The organism is Streptomyces sp. NBC_00670 (genome assembly GCF_036226765.1).
GTDB lineage: Bacteria > Actinomycetota > Actinomycetes > Streptomycetales > Streptomycetaceae > Streptomyces.
Genome location: NZ_CP109017.1, coordinates 4,234,660 through 4,248,758 on the forward strand (window position 1 = coordinate 4,234,660; position 14,099 = coordinate 4,248,758).

14 protein-coding genes are annotated in these 14,099 nt (G+C 70.8%); 7 read left to right on the forward strand and 7 right to left on the reverse strand.

Annotation, left to right across the window (positions count from 1 at the left end):
- Positions 1 to 6: 6 nt before the first annotated feature.
- The 4 genes from OIE12_RS18790 to OIE12_RS18805 form a co-directional block, all read right to left on the reverse strand.
- Positions 7 to 456: an imidazolonepropionase-like domain-containing protein gene (locus OIE12_RS18790; RefSeq protein ID WP_329136830.1), complete on the reverse strand. Its 450-nt coding sequence runs from the start codon at positions 454 to 456 to the stop codon at positions 7 to 9.
- Between the two features lie 22 nt (positions 457 to 478).
- Positions 479 to 1,678 carry a cyclic dehypoxanthinyl futalosine synthase gene (gene mqnC / locus OIE12_RS18795; RefSeq protein WP_329136832.1) on the reverse strand — a complete coding sequence of 400 codons (1,200 nt, stop codon included), beginning with the start codon at positions 1,676 to 1,678 and terminating at the stop codon, positions 479 to 481.
- 81 nt (positions 1,679 to 1,759) lie between these two features.
- Positions 1,760 to 2,488: a prepilin peptidase gene (locus tag OIE12_RS18800; protein ID WP_443053855.1), complete on the reverse strand. Its 729-nt coding sequence runs from the start codon at positions 2,486 to 2,488 to the stop codon at positions 1,760 to 1,762.
- 54 nt (positions 2,489 to 2,542) lie between these two features.
- The gene (locus OIE12_RS18805; protein WP_329136834.1) at positions 2,543 to 3,388 is read right to left on the reverse strand and encodes a menaquinone biosynthetic enzyme MqnA/MqnD family protein; all 846 of its coding nucleotides are present in this window, start codon (positions 3,386 to 3,388) and stop codon (positions 2,543 to 2,545) included.
- Positions 3,389 to 3,688: 300 nt separating this feature from the next.
- Between OIE12_RS18805 and OIE12_RS18810 the strand changes: the two genes are divergently transcribed.
- Positions 3,689 to 3,892, forward strand: coding sequence for a cold-shock protein (locus tag OIE12_RS18810; protein WP_030379745.1), 204 nt, complete (start codon positions 3,689 to 3,691; stop codon positions 3,890 to 3,892).
- Between the two features lie 109 nt (positions 3,893 to 4,001).
- On the opposite strand, the gene OIE12_RS18815 is transcribed toward OIE12_RS18810, so the two are convergent.
- Complete coding sequence (locus OIE12_RS18815) at positions 4,002 to 5,039, reverse strand: chitinase (protein WP_329136836.1); 1,038 nt, start codon at positions 5,037 to 5,039, stop codon at positions 4,002 to 4,004.
- 252 nt (positions 5,040 to 5,291) lie between these two features.
- Here OIE12_RS18815 and OIE12_RS18820 point away from each other — a divergent pair, with 252 nt between their 5' ends.
- From OIE12_RS18820 to OIE12_RS18835, 4 genes are all read left to right on the forward strand, one after another.
- Entirely contained in the window at positions 5,292 to 5,681 is a 390-nt protein-coding gene (locus tag OIE12_RS18820; protein WP_329136838.1) for a hypothetical protein, read from the forward strand.
- 19 nt (positions 5,682 to 5,700) lie between these two features.
- Positions 5,701 to 8,070 carry a bifunctional polysaccharide deacetylase/glycosyltransferase family 2 protein gene (locus OIE12_RS18825; protein ID WP_329136840.1) on the forward strand — a complete coding sequence of 790 codons (2,370 nt, stop codon included), beginning with the start codon at positions 5,701 to 5,703 and terminating at the stop codon, positions 8,068 to 8,070.
- Positions 8,067 to 9,395: an acyltransferase family protein gene (locus OIE12_RS18830; RefSeq protein WP_329136842.1), complete on the forward strand. Its 1,329-nt coding sequence runs from the start codon at positions 8,067 to 8,069 to the stop codon at positions 9,393 to 9,395. Before OIE12_RS18825 ends, OIE12_RS18830 begins: the two co-directional genes overlap by 4 nt.
- A 72-nt stretch (positions 9,396 to 9,467) precedes the next feature.
- The gene (locus OIE12_RS18835) at positions 9,468 to 10,163 is read left to right on the forward strand and encodes a demethylmenaquinone methyltransferase (RefSeq protein ID WP_329136844.1); all 696 of its coding nucleotides are present in this window, start codon (positions 9,468 to 9,470) and stop codon (positions 10,161 to 10,163) included.
- A 22-nt stretch (positions 10,164 to 10,185) separates the two neighbouring features.
- Here the strand turns inward: OIE12_RS18835 and OIE12_RS18840 are convergent, their stop codons facing one another.
- On the reverse strand, positions 10,186 to 10,518 hold the full coding sequence (locus OIE12_RS18840) for a PASTA domain-containing protein (protein ID WP_329136848.1): 333 nt from the start codon (positions 10,516 to 10,518) through the stop codon (positions 10,186 to 10,188).
- A 206-nt stretch (positions 10,519 to 10,724) separates the two neighbouring features.
- Here OIE12_RS18840 and OIE12_RS18845 point away from each other — a divergent pair, with 206 nt between their 5' ends.
- Positions 10,725 to 12,014: a geranylgeranyl reductase family protein gene (locus tag OIE12_RS18845; RefSeq protein WP_030379752.1), complete on the forward strand. Its 1,290-nt coding sequence runs from the start codon at positions 10,725 to 10,727 to the stop codon at positions 12,012 to 12,014.
- A 107-nt stretch (positions 12,015 to 12,121) separates the two neighbouring features.
- On the opposite strand, the gene OIE12_RS18850 is transcribed toward OIE12_RS18845, so the two are convergent.
- Positions 12,122 to 12,934 carry a C40 family peptidase gene (locus OIE12_RS18850; RefSeq protein ID WP_329136851.1) on the reverse strand — a complete coding sequence of 271 codons (813 nt, stop codon included), beginning with the start codon at positions 12,932 to 12,934 and terminating at the stop codon, positions 12,122 to 12,124.
- 800 nt (positions 12,935 to 13,734) lie between these two features.
- Between OIE12_RS18850 and OIE12_RS18855 the strand changes: the two genes are divergently transcribed.
- Positions 13,735 to 14,094 carry an NADH-quinone oxidoreductase subunit A gene (locus OIE12_RS18855; protein WP_030379754.1) on the forward strand — a complete coding sequence of 120 codons (360 nt, stop codon included), beginning with the start codon at positions 13,735 to 13,737 and terminating at the stop codon, positions 14,092 to 14,094.
- Positions 14,095 to 14,099 lie beyond the last annotated feature (5 nt).

A 14,099-nucleotide genomic window follows, 5' to 3' on the forward strand; every position in this document is an offset into this window, starting at 1 on the left:
GGGGGGCTACCTGCGGCGGTGGAGCAGGCGCCCCGCGCAGATCGTGGCCTGGCACTCGCCCTCCGCCGTGCGGACCGTCAGGTCGGCCCGGTGGCCCGGGGCGAGGGGGAGCGGGGGGCGTGCGGCGGGGAGGACCGTCACGCCGCTGCGGGTGGCGGCCGCGCGGAGGTCGGGGGTGGGGGTGTGCGCGGCCGTCACCGCCACCGCGCCCCGCTTCAGCACCTCGTGGATCCGTTCCCGGGGGCTCGGGGCGTCCGGGAGCGGGCCCTCGTGCGTCAGACCGGGGCCCAGCGTGCCGGACCAGCGGCGCACCCGGGCCGCCGGGTACCGCGCCGTCAGTTCCGCGAGCGTGCCGACCGCGGCGATCCGGTCGCCCTCGACGGCGACCGCGCCGTCCGCGACCGGCTCCGCCTCCCACGTGACGCGCAGCGCGTCCGCCGCATGCAGGGTCAGCACCGGAACACGCCCTTCCGCGGCGTCAGTTGGACGCCAGCAGCTTCAGCTCGGGGTGGGCCGTGCCGCCCGCGATCGCCGTGGAGGAGATGTGCGAGACGACGCGCTCGTCGACCGGGTCGTTGGCCGGGTCGTCGTGCACCACCAGGTGCTCGTACGTCGTGGCGCGCTGCGCCGGGACGCGGCCCGCCTTGCGGATCAGGTCGATGATCTCCAGGCGGTTGGAGCGGTGCTTTGCGCCGGCCGAGGAGACGACGTTCTCCTCCAGCATGATCGAGCCGAGGTCGTCCGCGCCGTAGTGCAGCGAGAGCTGGCCGACCTCCTTGCCGGTGGTCAGCCAGGAACCCTGGATGTGCTGGACGTTGTCCAGGAACAGGCGGGCGATCGCGATCATCCGCAGGTACTCGAAGAGCGTGGCCTGGGTGCGGCCCTTCAGGTGGTTGTTCTCGGGCTGGTAGGTGTACGGGATGAACGCGCGGAAGCCGCCCGTGCGGTCCTGCACGTCACGGATCATGCGCAGGTGTTCGATGCGCTCGGCGTTGGTCTCGCCGGTGCCCATCAGCATCGTCGAGGTGGACTCCACGCCCAGCCGGTGCGCGGTCTCCATGATCTCCAGCCAGCGCTCGCCGGACTCCTTCAGCGGGGCGATCGCCTTGCGCGGCCGCTCCGGGAGCAGCTCGGCGCCGGCGCCCGCGAAGGAGTCGAGCCCTGCGGCGTGGATGCGGGAGATCGCCTCCTCGACCGTCACCCCCGAGATGCGGGCCATGTGCTCGACCTCGCTCGCCCCCAGGCTGTGGATGACGAGCTGCGGGAACTCCTTCTTGATGGCCGCGAAGTGCTTCTCGTAGTACTCCACGCCGTAGTCCGGGTGGTGGCCGCCCTGGAACATGATCTGCGTGCCGCCCAGTTCGACGGTCTCCGCGCAGCGGCGCAGGATGTCGTCGAGGTCGCGCGTCCAGCCCTTGGCGGTGTCCTTCGGGGCGGCGTAGAAGGCGCAGAACTTGCACGCCGTCACGCAGACGTTGGTGTAGTTGATGTTCCGCTCGATGATGTACGTCGCGATGTGCTCGATACCGGCGTACTTGAGGCGGCGGGCGGAGTCGGCGGCGGCGCCGAGCGCGTGCAGCGGGGCGTCGCGGTAGAGGGCGACGGCCTCTTCGGGGGTGATGCGTCCACCCGTGGCGGCGCGGTCGAGGACGGGCTGAAGGTCGGCCTTCTCGGTCACCGGGGGTGTCCCTTTCGTCCAGGGGTGGGGCGGACCGGTCCAGCGTACGCCAGGGGGTTCACCCGGGAATTTCCGGGCGCCCTACGCCGCGTACGCCCCCATCAGCAGGCCGGCGTACGCGCCCGCGATCAGGAACGGGCCGAAGGGGATGGCCGTACGCCGGGTGGCCCCGCGGGTGAGGACGAGGGCGAGGCCGTAGAGACCGGCGAGGAGGAAGCCGGTGAAGGTGCCGAGCACCACCGTGCCCCAGCCGTACCAGCCGAGGACGGCGCCCAGGACGGGGGCGAGTTTGACGTCGCCGAAGCCCATGCCGTCGGGGTTGACCAGGAAGAGCAGGAAGTACCCGGCGCCCAGGACGAGCGCGGCGAGCAGCGCGGTGCGCCAGCGGCCCGCGTGCTCGGGCAGCACGGCCGCCGCGCCCAGCAGGGCGAGCGCCAGGGCGGCGAGCGGCAGGGTGAGCACGTCGGGAAGCCGCTGCACCCGGAAGTCGACGATCGTCAGCAGCACCCCGGCGGGGGCGAGCAGCAGCCACACGGCGAGTTCGGGCCGGGTCCCGGTGGCGAGCGCGAGCGCCGCGCACACCAGGGCGGTCACGGCGCACACCAGGGCGCCCCCGGGGCCGTACGCCCCGCCCTGCGGGCAGCGCGCGCGGCCGAGCCAGCCGCCGATGCGGTGCCCCTCGGGGCACCGGTCCCGCCACGGCTCGCCGGCCGCCACCGACAGCCGGTACGCGAGCCGGGGCACCAGGGCGCCCGCGCCCGCCCCCCACAGACCGGCAACGCCCACGACCGCCCACCCCACGGCATCCACGCCCCCACAGTAGAGCGCGGGGCGGGCGCCGGGGGAGCGGTGCCGGGCGGGCGCTCAGTCCAGCAGTTCGACCTTCACGTCCGCCGGGAAGCCCGTCGTCGGGCCCACCCGGCGCGCGAACTCCGTGACGGCCTCCAGCTGCGGACCGCCGAACCGGAAGTCCAGCGTCGTGAAGTACCGTTCCAGCACCTCGGCGTCGAAGGCCTCCCAGCGGGCCGCCTGCTCGGCGACCTTGCCGACCTCCTCCAGGGAGAGGTTGCGGGAGGCGAGGAACGCCTGGTGCACCTGGCGGGTGAGCTCCGGCTCGCGCTCCAGGTACTCCTTGCGGGCCGCCCACACCGCGAAGACGAACGGCAGCCCCGTCCACTCCTTCCACAGCGCGCCCAGGTCGTGCACGGCCAGCCCGTACTTCGGCCCGTCGTGCAGATTGGCACGCAGCGCCGCGTCGCCGATGAGGACGGCGGCGTCGGCCTCCCGCATCATCAGGGCGAGGTCGGGCGGGCAGGTGTAGTAGTCGGGCCGCACCCCGAACCGCTCGGCGAGCAGCAGCTGCGCCAGGCGCACGGAGGTGCGGGAGGTGGAGCCGAGGGCGACCCGGGCGCCGTCCAGCTGCTCCAGCGGCACCTGGGAGACGATCACGCAGGACATCACGGGGCCGTCGCAGCCCACGGCGATGTCGGGGAACGCGACGAGGTCGTCGGCGTTCTTCAGGTACTCGACGAGGGTGACGGGACCGACGTCGAGCTCGCCCGCGACCAGCCGCTCGCTGAGCTTCTCGGGGGTGTCCTTGGTCAGCTCGAGGTCGAGGAGCGTCCCGGTTCTCGCGAGCCCCCAGTAGAGAGGCAGGCAGTTCAGGAACTGGATGTGGCCGACGCGCGGCCGGATGCGAGAATTGTCCACATCGCGAGACTAGACCCCGCCCGCGGGGCCGCGGCCCCTGGGGGTACGGGGCCGTTCCGGTCAATCGGCCTCCGGGACCTTCAAACATCCGGGTGACGTGATCTTGCTCCCTGTTGCATCCCGGTGCCTGCGTGCTAGGCTCGCAGCAAGTTGCAGTTTGGTTTCCCTTGCAGTACAGAGCCTGCGGAGCATGTGACCGCGGGCTCTCGTCGTTTTCAGACGTATGCAGTTGTGCGGCATTGAGTTTTCACAATCGCAGGGTTCTGGAGCAGGGCGACCCTTTGGGCCCAAGGAGGGCTTATGGCTACCGGAACCGTGAAGTGGTTCAACGCCGAAAAGGGCTTTGGTTTCATCGCCCAGGAAGGCGGCGGCCCGGACGTCTTCGTCCACTACTCCGCGATCAACGCGAACGGCTTCCGTTCGCTTGAGGAGAACCAGCAGGTGAGCTTCGACGTCACGCAGGGTCCGAAGGGCCCGCAGGCGGAGAACGTCACCCCCATGTAGGTTCCCGGCCCGATCCGGACCCGACGAGCAGTACCCAAGGAGCCCCCGCGCCCGCCAGGCGCAGGGGCTCCTGCCTTTTCGGCCCCGGCCGTCGCATCCGGGGCCGCCCTCACCCCGAGAACGCCTCCGCGAAGTCGCCCTGCCCCTGTTCCACCCCGCTGCAGTCCGTCGCCGCGTTCCCGGCCGACGCGGAGCCGTCCTCGCACCGCTGGTCCCGGAACGTCGACCACATCGACACCCAGGCCACCCCCTTCCCTTCCGCGAACGTCCGCACCTGCTTGGCGTCCGCGAGCGTGAACGTCTCCCCGGCCACGTCGTTCACGCCGAGCATCGAGGTGAGCGCCAGTCCCCGCCATGCCGCCTTCGACGACAGGCCGAACACCTTCTCCAGTTGATCGTGCGCGGCCCTGGCCGAGGTGATCGCGTAGTCGCCCATGTCCCCGGTGTAGGAACTCCCGTAATTCATCGTCATGATGTTGACCGTGGAGACCTGTACTCCGTGGTCATTGGCGGACTCCAGCAACGCCACTCCGTCCGTCTCCAATCCCGACGGCATCACGGGCAGCGTGAACGACACCGACAGATCGGCGCGCTGCTTCTGCAGCAACGCGATCGCCTCGGAACGCCGTGCGACCGAGTCCGGGTCGGCCAGTTCGTCGCCCTCGATGTCGAAGTCCGCCAGGGTGGTCCCCGCCGCGTCCAGTGCGGCCCCGTACGCCTTCGCGAGTGCGGAGGCGCTGTCGCAGGTGGCCGCCAGTTCCTTCCCGGAGGACCCGCCGAAGGAGACCCGCACCGCGGCCCCCGACTCCTTGAGCGCCTCGATGCGCGACTTCACTGCCGTGTTGTCGAGGGCGTACTCGCCGTTCCACTCCGGGGCGCAGTCGTCGCCGTCGGAGATCACGAAGGCGAGGTTGTACACCGAGGGCGACCCGGCCGTGTCCATGTCCACGGCGGTGGTGGCGCTCACATACGGCGCGTAGGACGTCGAGGACCCGCCCGAGGAGCCGTCCGCGTCCCCGGCGCCCGCCGAAGGGGCCGCGTCCGAGCCGCCGGACGAGGAGGAGTCCCCGTCGCCGGCGGAACACCCGGCGCAGGCCAGGGCCACCAGGCAGACGAGCCCGGCGGCCGGCTTCAGGAAACTCCTCATCGCACACGCACCCGCTTTCGTGATGTCCGCCCCCGTCTCAGGACGGTGATTTCCGTCTCATCGCCGGGAAACGGAAGGGCATTCCGACCGTCCCGGGCATTGCGAAGAGTAAATGAAGCACACGCCGCTGTGCCGCCGATGACAGAAACGGCTCGCTTCACCCAGGGAACGGACAGGTTCGGCGAATTTTCTGGGCCGGCTCACAACTCATCCAGAGTTTGAGTCACATAAAGGTCTTCTACCGTCTGGGGAATGCAATCCGAGTCCGCCATCGAAAGCCGTGCCGCCGCGCCCGCCGCGCGCGGTCGCCGTCGCAAACGCGGCAACGGGTCAGGCGAGGGGCCCGTGTTCGTCGACACCTCCGGGCGCAGGGCAAGACTGCTGCGCCGGCTCGGCCTGCTCCTCGGCGCCGTCTGTCTCGGGTACGCGGTGGTGCTCGGCATGGCCTTCATGGGCTGGGGCCTCTCCGTGAACCCGTCCTCGCTGCTGCCCTTCGGCGCCGGCGGCCGGGCGGGCTCGGCGCCCGGCGGCAACGGCCCGCAGGGCGGCTTCGCGCCCACCGGCACCCCCGGCACCGGGGCCCCGCCCTCGGGTGCGCCCAGCGGCGCCCCGTCCCCCTCCGCGTCCGCCACCGCCCACTGACCGGAGAACCCCGACACCCATGACCACGACGACTTCCCGCGGCCGCCGACGCGCCCCCTCCCGCATCGAACGCGCGGCCGGCCGCGCGGCGGCCCTTCAGCGGCCGCGCGTGATCCTCGCCCTGCTGCTCCTGCTCGGCCTCACCAGCGTGATGCTGCTCGACGGCTATCTGCGCGCCGAGGTGGGGGGCGACGAGCGCGTACGGGACAACGCCGCCTACGACGAGGTGCCCGAGAAGGTCCTCGACGGCGGCCCGATCCTGACCTTCCGCGACGGCGAGCCCGTCAGCCAGTCGATACCGAAGAAGACCATCGTCCTCACCTTCGACGACGGCCCGACCCCCACGTACACGCCGCAGGTGCTGGAGGTCCTGAAGAAGTACGACGTCCCGGCCACGTTCTTCCTCGTGGGCTCGATGGTCTCCCGCTATCCCGGCGTCGTGAAGACGATGGTGGAGCAGGGCAACGAGGTCGGCATCCACACCTTCACCCACGTCGACCTGTCGTACCAGAGCCAGTCGCGCATCCGGCGCGAGATGCAGCAGACCCAGTTGGCGCTCGCGGGCGCGGCCGGGGTGACGACGACCCTGTTCCGGGCGCCGTACTCCTCCGAGCCGGACGCGATCGACAACTACAGCTACCCCGTCTACAAGGAGCTCGGCGCCGACGGCTACACCAGCGTCTTCGTGGACACCGACAGCGACGACTGGAAGAAGCCGGGCGTCGCGAAGATCGTGCAGTGGGCCACGCCGAAGAAGAACAAGGGCGCGGCGGTCCTGATGCACGACGCCGGCGGCGACCGCAGCCAGACGGTGAAGGCGCTCGGCACGTACATCGAGAAGATGCGGAAGAAGGGCTACACCTTCACCACGGTCAGCGGCGCGATGGCCGCGAACGCGGCGGCGGAGCGGGCGGAGGCCGACGGCGGTTCCGGAGCCGGCTCCCAGAACGGTTCCGGTTCCGGCTCCGGGAACGGCTCCGCGGACGGTTCCGGCTCCGCCGACGGTTCCGGTCCGGTCGTCGCGGGAGGGCAGCAGCCCGGTGGGGAGCAGCCGGGCACCGAGGGCGGCGGCACCGGAACGGCCGCCGTCGAGCAGAGCGCCCAGCACAGGGCGACCGGCATGACCCTCTACGAGGGCAAGGCGCTGATCTACGCCGTCGCCGTCGCCGAGTGGACCGTGCCCGTCCTCGCGGGTGGCCTCACCGTCGTCGGCGTCGCGGTGATGGGCCGCTTCGGGATGATGCTGATCCTCGCCCGGCGCCACTACAGACAGCGCAACAAACGCCGGTTCGGCTGGGGGCCGACGGTCACCGCGCCGGTGAGCGTGATCGTCCCGGCGTACAACGAGAAGGAGTGCATCGCCAACACGCTGCACTCGCTGGCGCGGAGCACCCATCCGATCGAGATCATCGTCGTCGACGACGGCTCCACGGACGGCACCGCGGACATCGTGGAGGCCCTCGGGATGCCCAACGTCCGCGTCGTCCGCCAGGAGAACGCGGGCAAGCCGGCCGCGCTCAACAACGGGGTGTGGAACGCCAGTCACGACATCGTCGTGATGATGGACGGCGACACCGTGTTCGAGCCGGACGCCGTGCACCAGCTCGTCCAGCCGTTCGCCGACCCGGAGGTCGGCGCGGTCGCGGGCAACGCCAAGGTCGGCAACCGCAACACGATGATCGGAGCCTGGCAGCACATCGAGTACGTGATGGGCTTCAACCTCGACCGCCGGATGTACGACCTGCTGCGCTGCATGCCCACCATCCCGGGCGCGATCGGCGCGTTCCGGCGGGACGCGGTGATCGGGGTGGGCGGCATGAGCCACGACACGCTCGCCGAGGACACCGACATCACCATCGCCCTGCACCGCGGCGGCTGGCGGGTTGTTTACCAGGAGCACGCCCGCGCCTGGACCGAGGCGCCCGGCTCGCTGGGGCAGCTCTGGTCGCAGCGCTACCGCTGGTCGTACGGGACCATGCAGGCGCTGTGGAAGCACCGCAAGTCGCTCACGGACAAGGGGCCTTCGGGCCGGTTCGGCCGGGTCGGGATGCCGCTGGTGGTGCTGTTCCAGATCGTCACGCCGGTCTTCGCACCGCTGATCGACGTGTTCACCGCCTACGCGATGATCTTCGTCGACTTCAAGGCGTCCCTGCTGGCGTGGCTGGCGGTGCTCGGCATCCAACTGGTGTGCGCGGCGTACGCGTTCCGGCTGGACCGGGAGAAGTACCGGTACCTGTTGATGCTGCCGCTCCAGCAGTTGGCGTACCGGCAGATGATGTACCTGGTGCTGATCCACTCCTGCGTCACCGCGCTCACCGGCGGCCGGTTGCGCTGGCAGAAGCTCAAGCGCACCGGCGAGGTCGGCACCCCGGCGGGGGCGGGCCGATGAGCTGGGGGGAGGAGCAGCAGCGGGAGTACGGGTACGGGCAGGGGTACGGCGGGCAACCGGGGACCGACCCGTACGGGTACGGCTCGTACCCGTACGAGCCCTCGTACCCCCACCAGCCGTCGTACGCGCCGCAAGCCGAGTACGCGCCCTACGCGACGGCCCCGGAGACGGCCGCCGGCCCCGTCGCCGACACGGCCGAGTTCGAGGCGCCGTCGGCCGTGGCCGAGGCCGAACCTGTGGCCGAGCCCGAGCCCGAGGCCCCGGTCGCTCCCGGCCCCCCGTCGCCCCCCAAGCGGGACCGCTACTTTGACTCCCTCCGCGCGGCCGCGCTCATCCGTGTCGTCACGTATCACACCTTCGGGTGGGCCTGGTGCGGCATGGTCTTCCCCTCCATGGGCATCATGTTCGCCCTGGCCGGCACCCTGATGGCCAGGTCGCTCCAGCGCCCGGCGCTCACGGTGATCCGCAGCCGCGTCCGCCGGCTGCTGCCGCCCTTCTGGTTCTGGGGCGTCTTCGTCGTGCTGGCCATGCTGATCCACGACTGGATGCCGGGCTGGCAGATCGTCTACTGGGTGGTCCCGCTCGGTGACCCGCCGGGCAACGCGTGGGGCGAGCAGGCCTGGGAGATCCTCTGGTACCTGCGGACGTATCTGTGGTTCGTGCTGCTCTCCCCGGTCCTGCTGCGCCTCTTCCGCCGGGCGCCGCTGCCGGTGCTGTTCCTGTCCCTCGTGCCGGTCGTCGTGTTCCAGTTCGCGTGGGACCCGGGCGACGACCGCTTCGGCACCGCCCTGTGGGACCTGGCGACGTACCTCTTCTGCTGGATCCTGGGCTTCGCGCACCGCGACGGCGTCCTGGAGCGGCTGAAACCGGCGGCCGTGGCGTTCTTCTCCCTCGCGGCGGTCGGCTACGGCGGCTGGTACGCGTTCAGCCACCAGGCGGACGCGGGCGGCACGTACGACCTGGACGAGATCCCGCTCGCGCAGGCGTTCTGGTCGGCCGGGTACGTGCTGCTGCTGATGTGGGCGAAGGCGCGGTTCCGCATCGACTTCGCCGGGCTGACCCGGTACCGGCGGCTGGACCGGATCGTGACCGTGTTCAACGCGCGCGCGGTCACGGTCTACCTCTGGCACGAGATCGCGCTGATCCTCGCGGTGCCGCTGATCGACCAGTTCTGGAACGTCCCCGCCTTCGAGAAGTACCTGCCGCTGGAGAGCCAGTGGTTCATGTTCGGCATCGGCTGGCTCCTGATCGCCGCGTGCGTGCTGGTGTGCGGGTGGGTGGAGGACGTGGCGGCGAGGAAGCGGCCGCGACTGCTGCCGGGGTGAGAGACGGGCCGGGCCCGGTGCGGCCCCGGGGCGCGTCCGGGCCCGTCAGGCCCGTGCTGCCACAATGGCCGGGTGACCCGCGCATCCCTGAACAAGCAGCCGCACGAAGTCGCCTCGATGTTCGACGGCGTGGCCGAGCGGTACGACCTCACCAACGACGTCCTCTCGCTCGGCCAGGACCGGGTGTGGCGCAAGGCGGTGGCCCAGGCGGTCGACGCACGCCCCGCGCAGAAGGTGCTGGACCTCGCGGCCGGTACGGCGACGTCGTCGCTGCCGTTCGCACGGACCGGCGCGTACGTCGTCCCCTGCGACTTCTCGACCGGCATGCTGCGGGTCGGCAAGCAGCGGCACGCCTGGCTGCCGTTCACCGCCGGGGACGCGACGAAGCTGCCGTTCAAGGACGACACGTTCGACGCGGTGACGATCTCCTTCGGGCTGCGCAACGTGCAGGACACGGACACCGCGCTGCGCGAGATGTACCGGGTGACGAAGCCGGGCGGCCGGGTCGTGATCTGCGAGTTCTCCCACCCGACGTGGGCGCCGTTCCGCACGGTCTACACCGAGTACCTGATGCGGGCGCTGCCGCCGGTGGCGCGGTCGGTGTCGTCCAACCCGGACGCGTACGTCTACCTCGCCGAGTCCATCCGCGCCTGGCCCGACCAGGCCGCGCTCGCCGCCCGCCTGACCGGGGCCGGCTGGTCGAAGGTGGCCTGGCGCAACCTGACGGGCGGCGTGGTGGCCCTGCACCGGGGCTTCAAGGAGAAGTGAGGCCCCGGGGCCCGGCGCGCGCTCAGCGGATGAACAGGGACTCTCCCGGCTCGTCCAGTTCCCGCCGCATCCCGCCCGGTGGCGGGACCGGCCGCCGCGGCTCCCGTACGCCACCGCCGCCCTCGCCCTCGCCGAACTCGAACCAGACGGTGACCACGGCGCCGCGCGGGACCTCGGTGCCGGGCGGCGGGTACTGGCGGACGACGTAGTCGACGACGGTCGTCATGGCGAAGTCGGGCCGGTCGGGCGCGGAGAGCAGCACGCCGTGTTCCGCGGCGCTCTCCCGGGCGTCCACGGCCATCAGCCCCACGAGACGCGGAACCCGCACGTCGGGTGTTTCGGGTGTTATACGCACAGCTGTCACCCCCAGCGGTACCCCCAGGGTAAGCGCGCGAGGGCCCGCCCGGTAAGGGCAGGGGCGGCGGGACGGGAAGAACCCGGTCGGCGAACGGCACCCCGCACGCCCCGGCCCTCGGCCGCCCCGGCCAACGCCCCTGAATAGACTGCCCCTGTCCACCGCCGAGCCCCGGCATCCCACCCTCGAGCCTCGGGGAGACCCACGTGACCGAGCCCCAGCCCCTCACCGAACACACCGCCGATGTGATCGTCGTCGGGGCCGGACCCGCCGGTTCCACCACCGCCTACTACCTCGCCAAGGCCGGCCTCGACGTCCTGCTCCTCGAGAAGACCGCCTTCCCCCGCGAGAAGGTCTGCGGCGACGGCCTCACCCCGCGCGCCACCAAGCAGCTCGTCGCCATGGGCATCGACATCTCCGAGGAGGCCGGCTGGCTCCGCAACCGGGGCCTGCGCATCATCGGCGGCGGCGTGCGCCTCGAACTCGACTGGCCCGACCTCGCCAGCTACCCGGACTACGGACTCGTCCGCAAGCGCGACGACTTCGACGAGCAGCTCGCCCGCCAGGCCCAGAAGGCCGGCGCCCGGCTGTACGAGCGCTGCAACGTGGGCGCCCCGATCACCGACGACCGCACCGGCCGCATCACCGGCGTGCACGCCAAGCTCGGCGAGGAGAAGAAGGAGGTCACCTTCCACGCCCCCCTCGTCGTGGCCGCCGACGGCAACTCCACCCGGCTCTCCCTGGCGATGGGCCTGCACCGCCGCGAGGACCGCCCGATGGGCGTCGCCGTCCGCACGTACTTCACCTCGCCCCGCCACGACGACGACTACCTGGAGTCCTGGCTGGAGCTGTGGGACCGCCGCGGCCCCCAGGACCGGCTGCTGCCCGGCTACGGCTGGATCTTCGGCATGGGCGACGGCACGAGCAACGTCGGCCTCGGCGTCCTCAACACCTCCGCCGCCTTCAAGGAGCTCGACTGGCGCGAGATCCTCAAGGCCTGGTGCGCCTCGATGCCGGAGGACTGGGGCTACACCCCGGACAACATGACGGGCCCGATCCGCGGCGCCGCCCTCCCCATGGCCTTCAACCGCCAGCCGCACTACACCAAGGGCCTGCTGCTGGTGGGCGACGCGGGCGGCCTGGTCAACCCGTTCAACGGCGAGGGCATCGCGTACGCGATGGAGTCGGGGCAGATCGCCGCCGACGTCATCGTCCAGGCGCACGCCCGGGCGACCCCCGCCCAGCGCGAGATCGCGCTGCGCCGCTACCCGCAGGTCCTCAAGGACACCTACGGCGGCTACTACAACCTGGGCCGCGCCTTCGTGAAGCTCATCGGCAACCCGAAGGTCATGCAGATCGCCACGCAGCGCGGCCTGACCCACCCGGTGCTGATGAAGTTCACCCTCAAGCTCCTCGCCAACCTCACGGACCCCACGGGCGGCGACGCGATGGACCGCATCATCAACGGCCTCTCGAAGGTGGCCCCGAAGGCGTAGGGGCTTCCGGACGCCCGGACAAGCGGAAGCCACCACCCCCGGGAAAGGGGCGGTGGCTTCCGTCCGTCAGGACACGGTGACGTCAGACCGTCACGCCACGGTGATGCTCAGAGCACCCGCACCGCACCACTCGGCGGATCGTACGAGAGCGGCCGCTCGACGACACCGGAAGACGGGTTCTGCGCCCCGACGAACATGCCGTCGCCGACGTAGACCCCGACGTGGTACGCGCTGCCCGCGCTGCCCCAGTACAGGATGTCGCCCGGCTGCAGATTGCTCAGCGAGACCTGCGTGCCGGCCGTCGACTGGTCCTGCGAGACACGCGGCAGGCTGATGCCCACCTGCTTGAAGGCGGTCTGCACCAGACCGGAGCAGTCGTAGGCCGACGGACCGGTGGCACCGGAGACGTACGCCTTGCCGACCTGCGCCTTGACGAAGGCGACGACCGCCGCCGCCGACCCGGTGGCCGTGGACGAGGACGTGCTGGTGGCCGTCGAGGCGGTCGAGGCGAGGGTGGTGCGGTCCGAGGAGCGGGAGGCGGCCTCGGCGGTCTTGCGCGCGGCCTCCGCCTTGCGCTTGGCCTCGGCCTTCGCCTTCGCCTCCTTCTTGGCGTCGGCGAGGTCGGACTTGGCCTCCTTGGCGGCCTTGGCGGCGGCCGCGTCGCGCTCGGCCCGCAGCTGGTAGTTGGCCGCCGCCTGCTGGGTGGCGTCCGCGGACTGCGCGATCTGCGTGGCGAGATCGGCCGTGAGCGTGGGCAGCTCCAGTGTCTGCGTCACCGGCTCGGCCGCGCTGGCCTGGGCCGAGGCACCGGCCACTGCCAGGGTGCTGAGCACACCACCGGCGACTCCGGCCCGCACCGCGACCGTGGACGCGTTGCGGCGGGGTTTCCGGTGGCTTCGTATGTGAGCGGTGTGGGACATGGGTCTAAGCGGTACCAGGGGCTCCTCCATACCTTCAAGAAACGTGTGCTCCGCCACAGTTGTTCAATCGAGACCTTAATTTCCTCCGGCGCGCCCCTCATTGACGCCGTAACGGGCATAGCGGGCGCTGTCGATCAAGCCCGTGATCATGGTCTTTCGCTGTTACGCCCGAATTGCCCCGCACCTACCATCGGTTGGGACAGTTGGCCAAGCCCGGTTCTTGGGTGCCCGCTGTGGGTGTGGCGCAGGTCACAAGGTGAGTGGCCGTCAGAAGGAATGCGGGGTCGCGCCCCGGCGGTGCGCCCGTCGGCCCCGTCCTCGGTGCCGGCCGGCCCGCCCCCGGCGCCCGGCCGCTCGTGAATGCGGGCACATGTCCGTATCCGTCACCAATGCGGCCCCGGCTCACGCCCACGCGTGAACAGCTCCCTCTATCAAGCGATCTGGCGCCGCGCCAATTTGCCTTGGACGGCGGCCGCTTGATAGAGGGACCACCGCTGTGACCTGCGTCGACGAGCGGAAATGTCAGCTCTTGGTGATCGTCCGGATGCTTCGCGTACGAAGATCACCGCTCATCCGACTTCATGATCCTTCGCCGGGTGGTGGAGATCACAAAGTACATGCTGACCCCCGTGTCGCAGATCACAGACCCCCGGGCATAGGATGCGGGGCAGTTGGGCTTGTGACCTGCTTCACATGAACGCGATCTTCGTCGGAACGGGTGGGGAGAGCGGGACGGGAAAAGGGGCCGCGAGCTCGGCGAACCGCCAGCAGTCAGTGCCGACTGAGAGGAGCGAGGAGCGGTGAACGCGTATGCGCCCATCCTCGTACTGGGAGCCCTCGGGGCAGGCTTTGCGATCTTCTCCGTGGTCATGGCCACGCTGATCGGTCCGAAGCGGTACAACCGCGCCAAGCTCGAGGCGTACGAGTGCGGAATCGAGCCGACCCCCACGCCGGCCGGCGGCGGGCGGTTCCCCATCAAGTACTACCTGACGGCGATGCTCTTCATCGTCTTCGACATCGAGATCGTCTTCCTCTATCCCTGGGCCGTCACCTTCGACTCCCTGGGGATTTTCGGGCTCGTGGAGATGCTGCTCTTCGTGCTCACCGTCTTCGTCGCGTACGCGTACGTATGGCGGCGCGGCGGCCTGGAATGGGACTGAGGGGC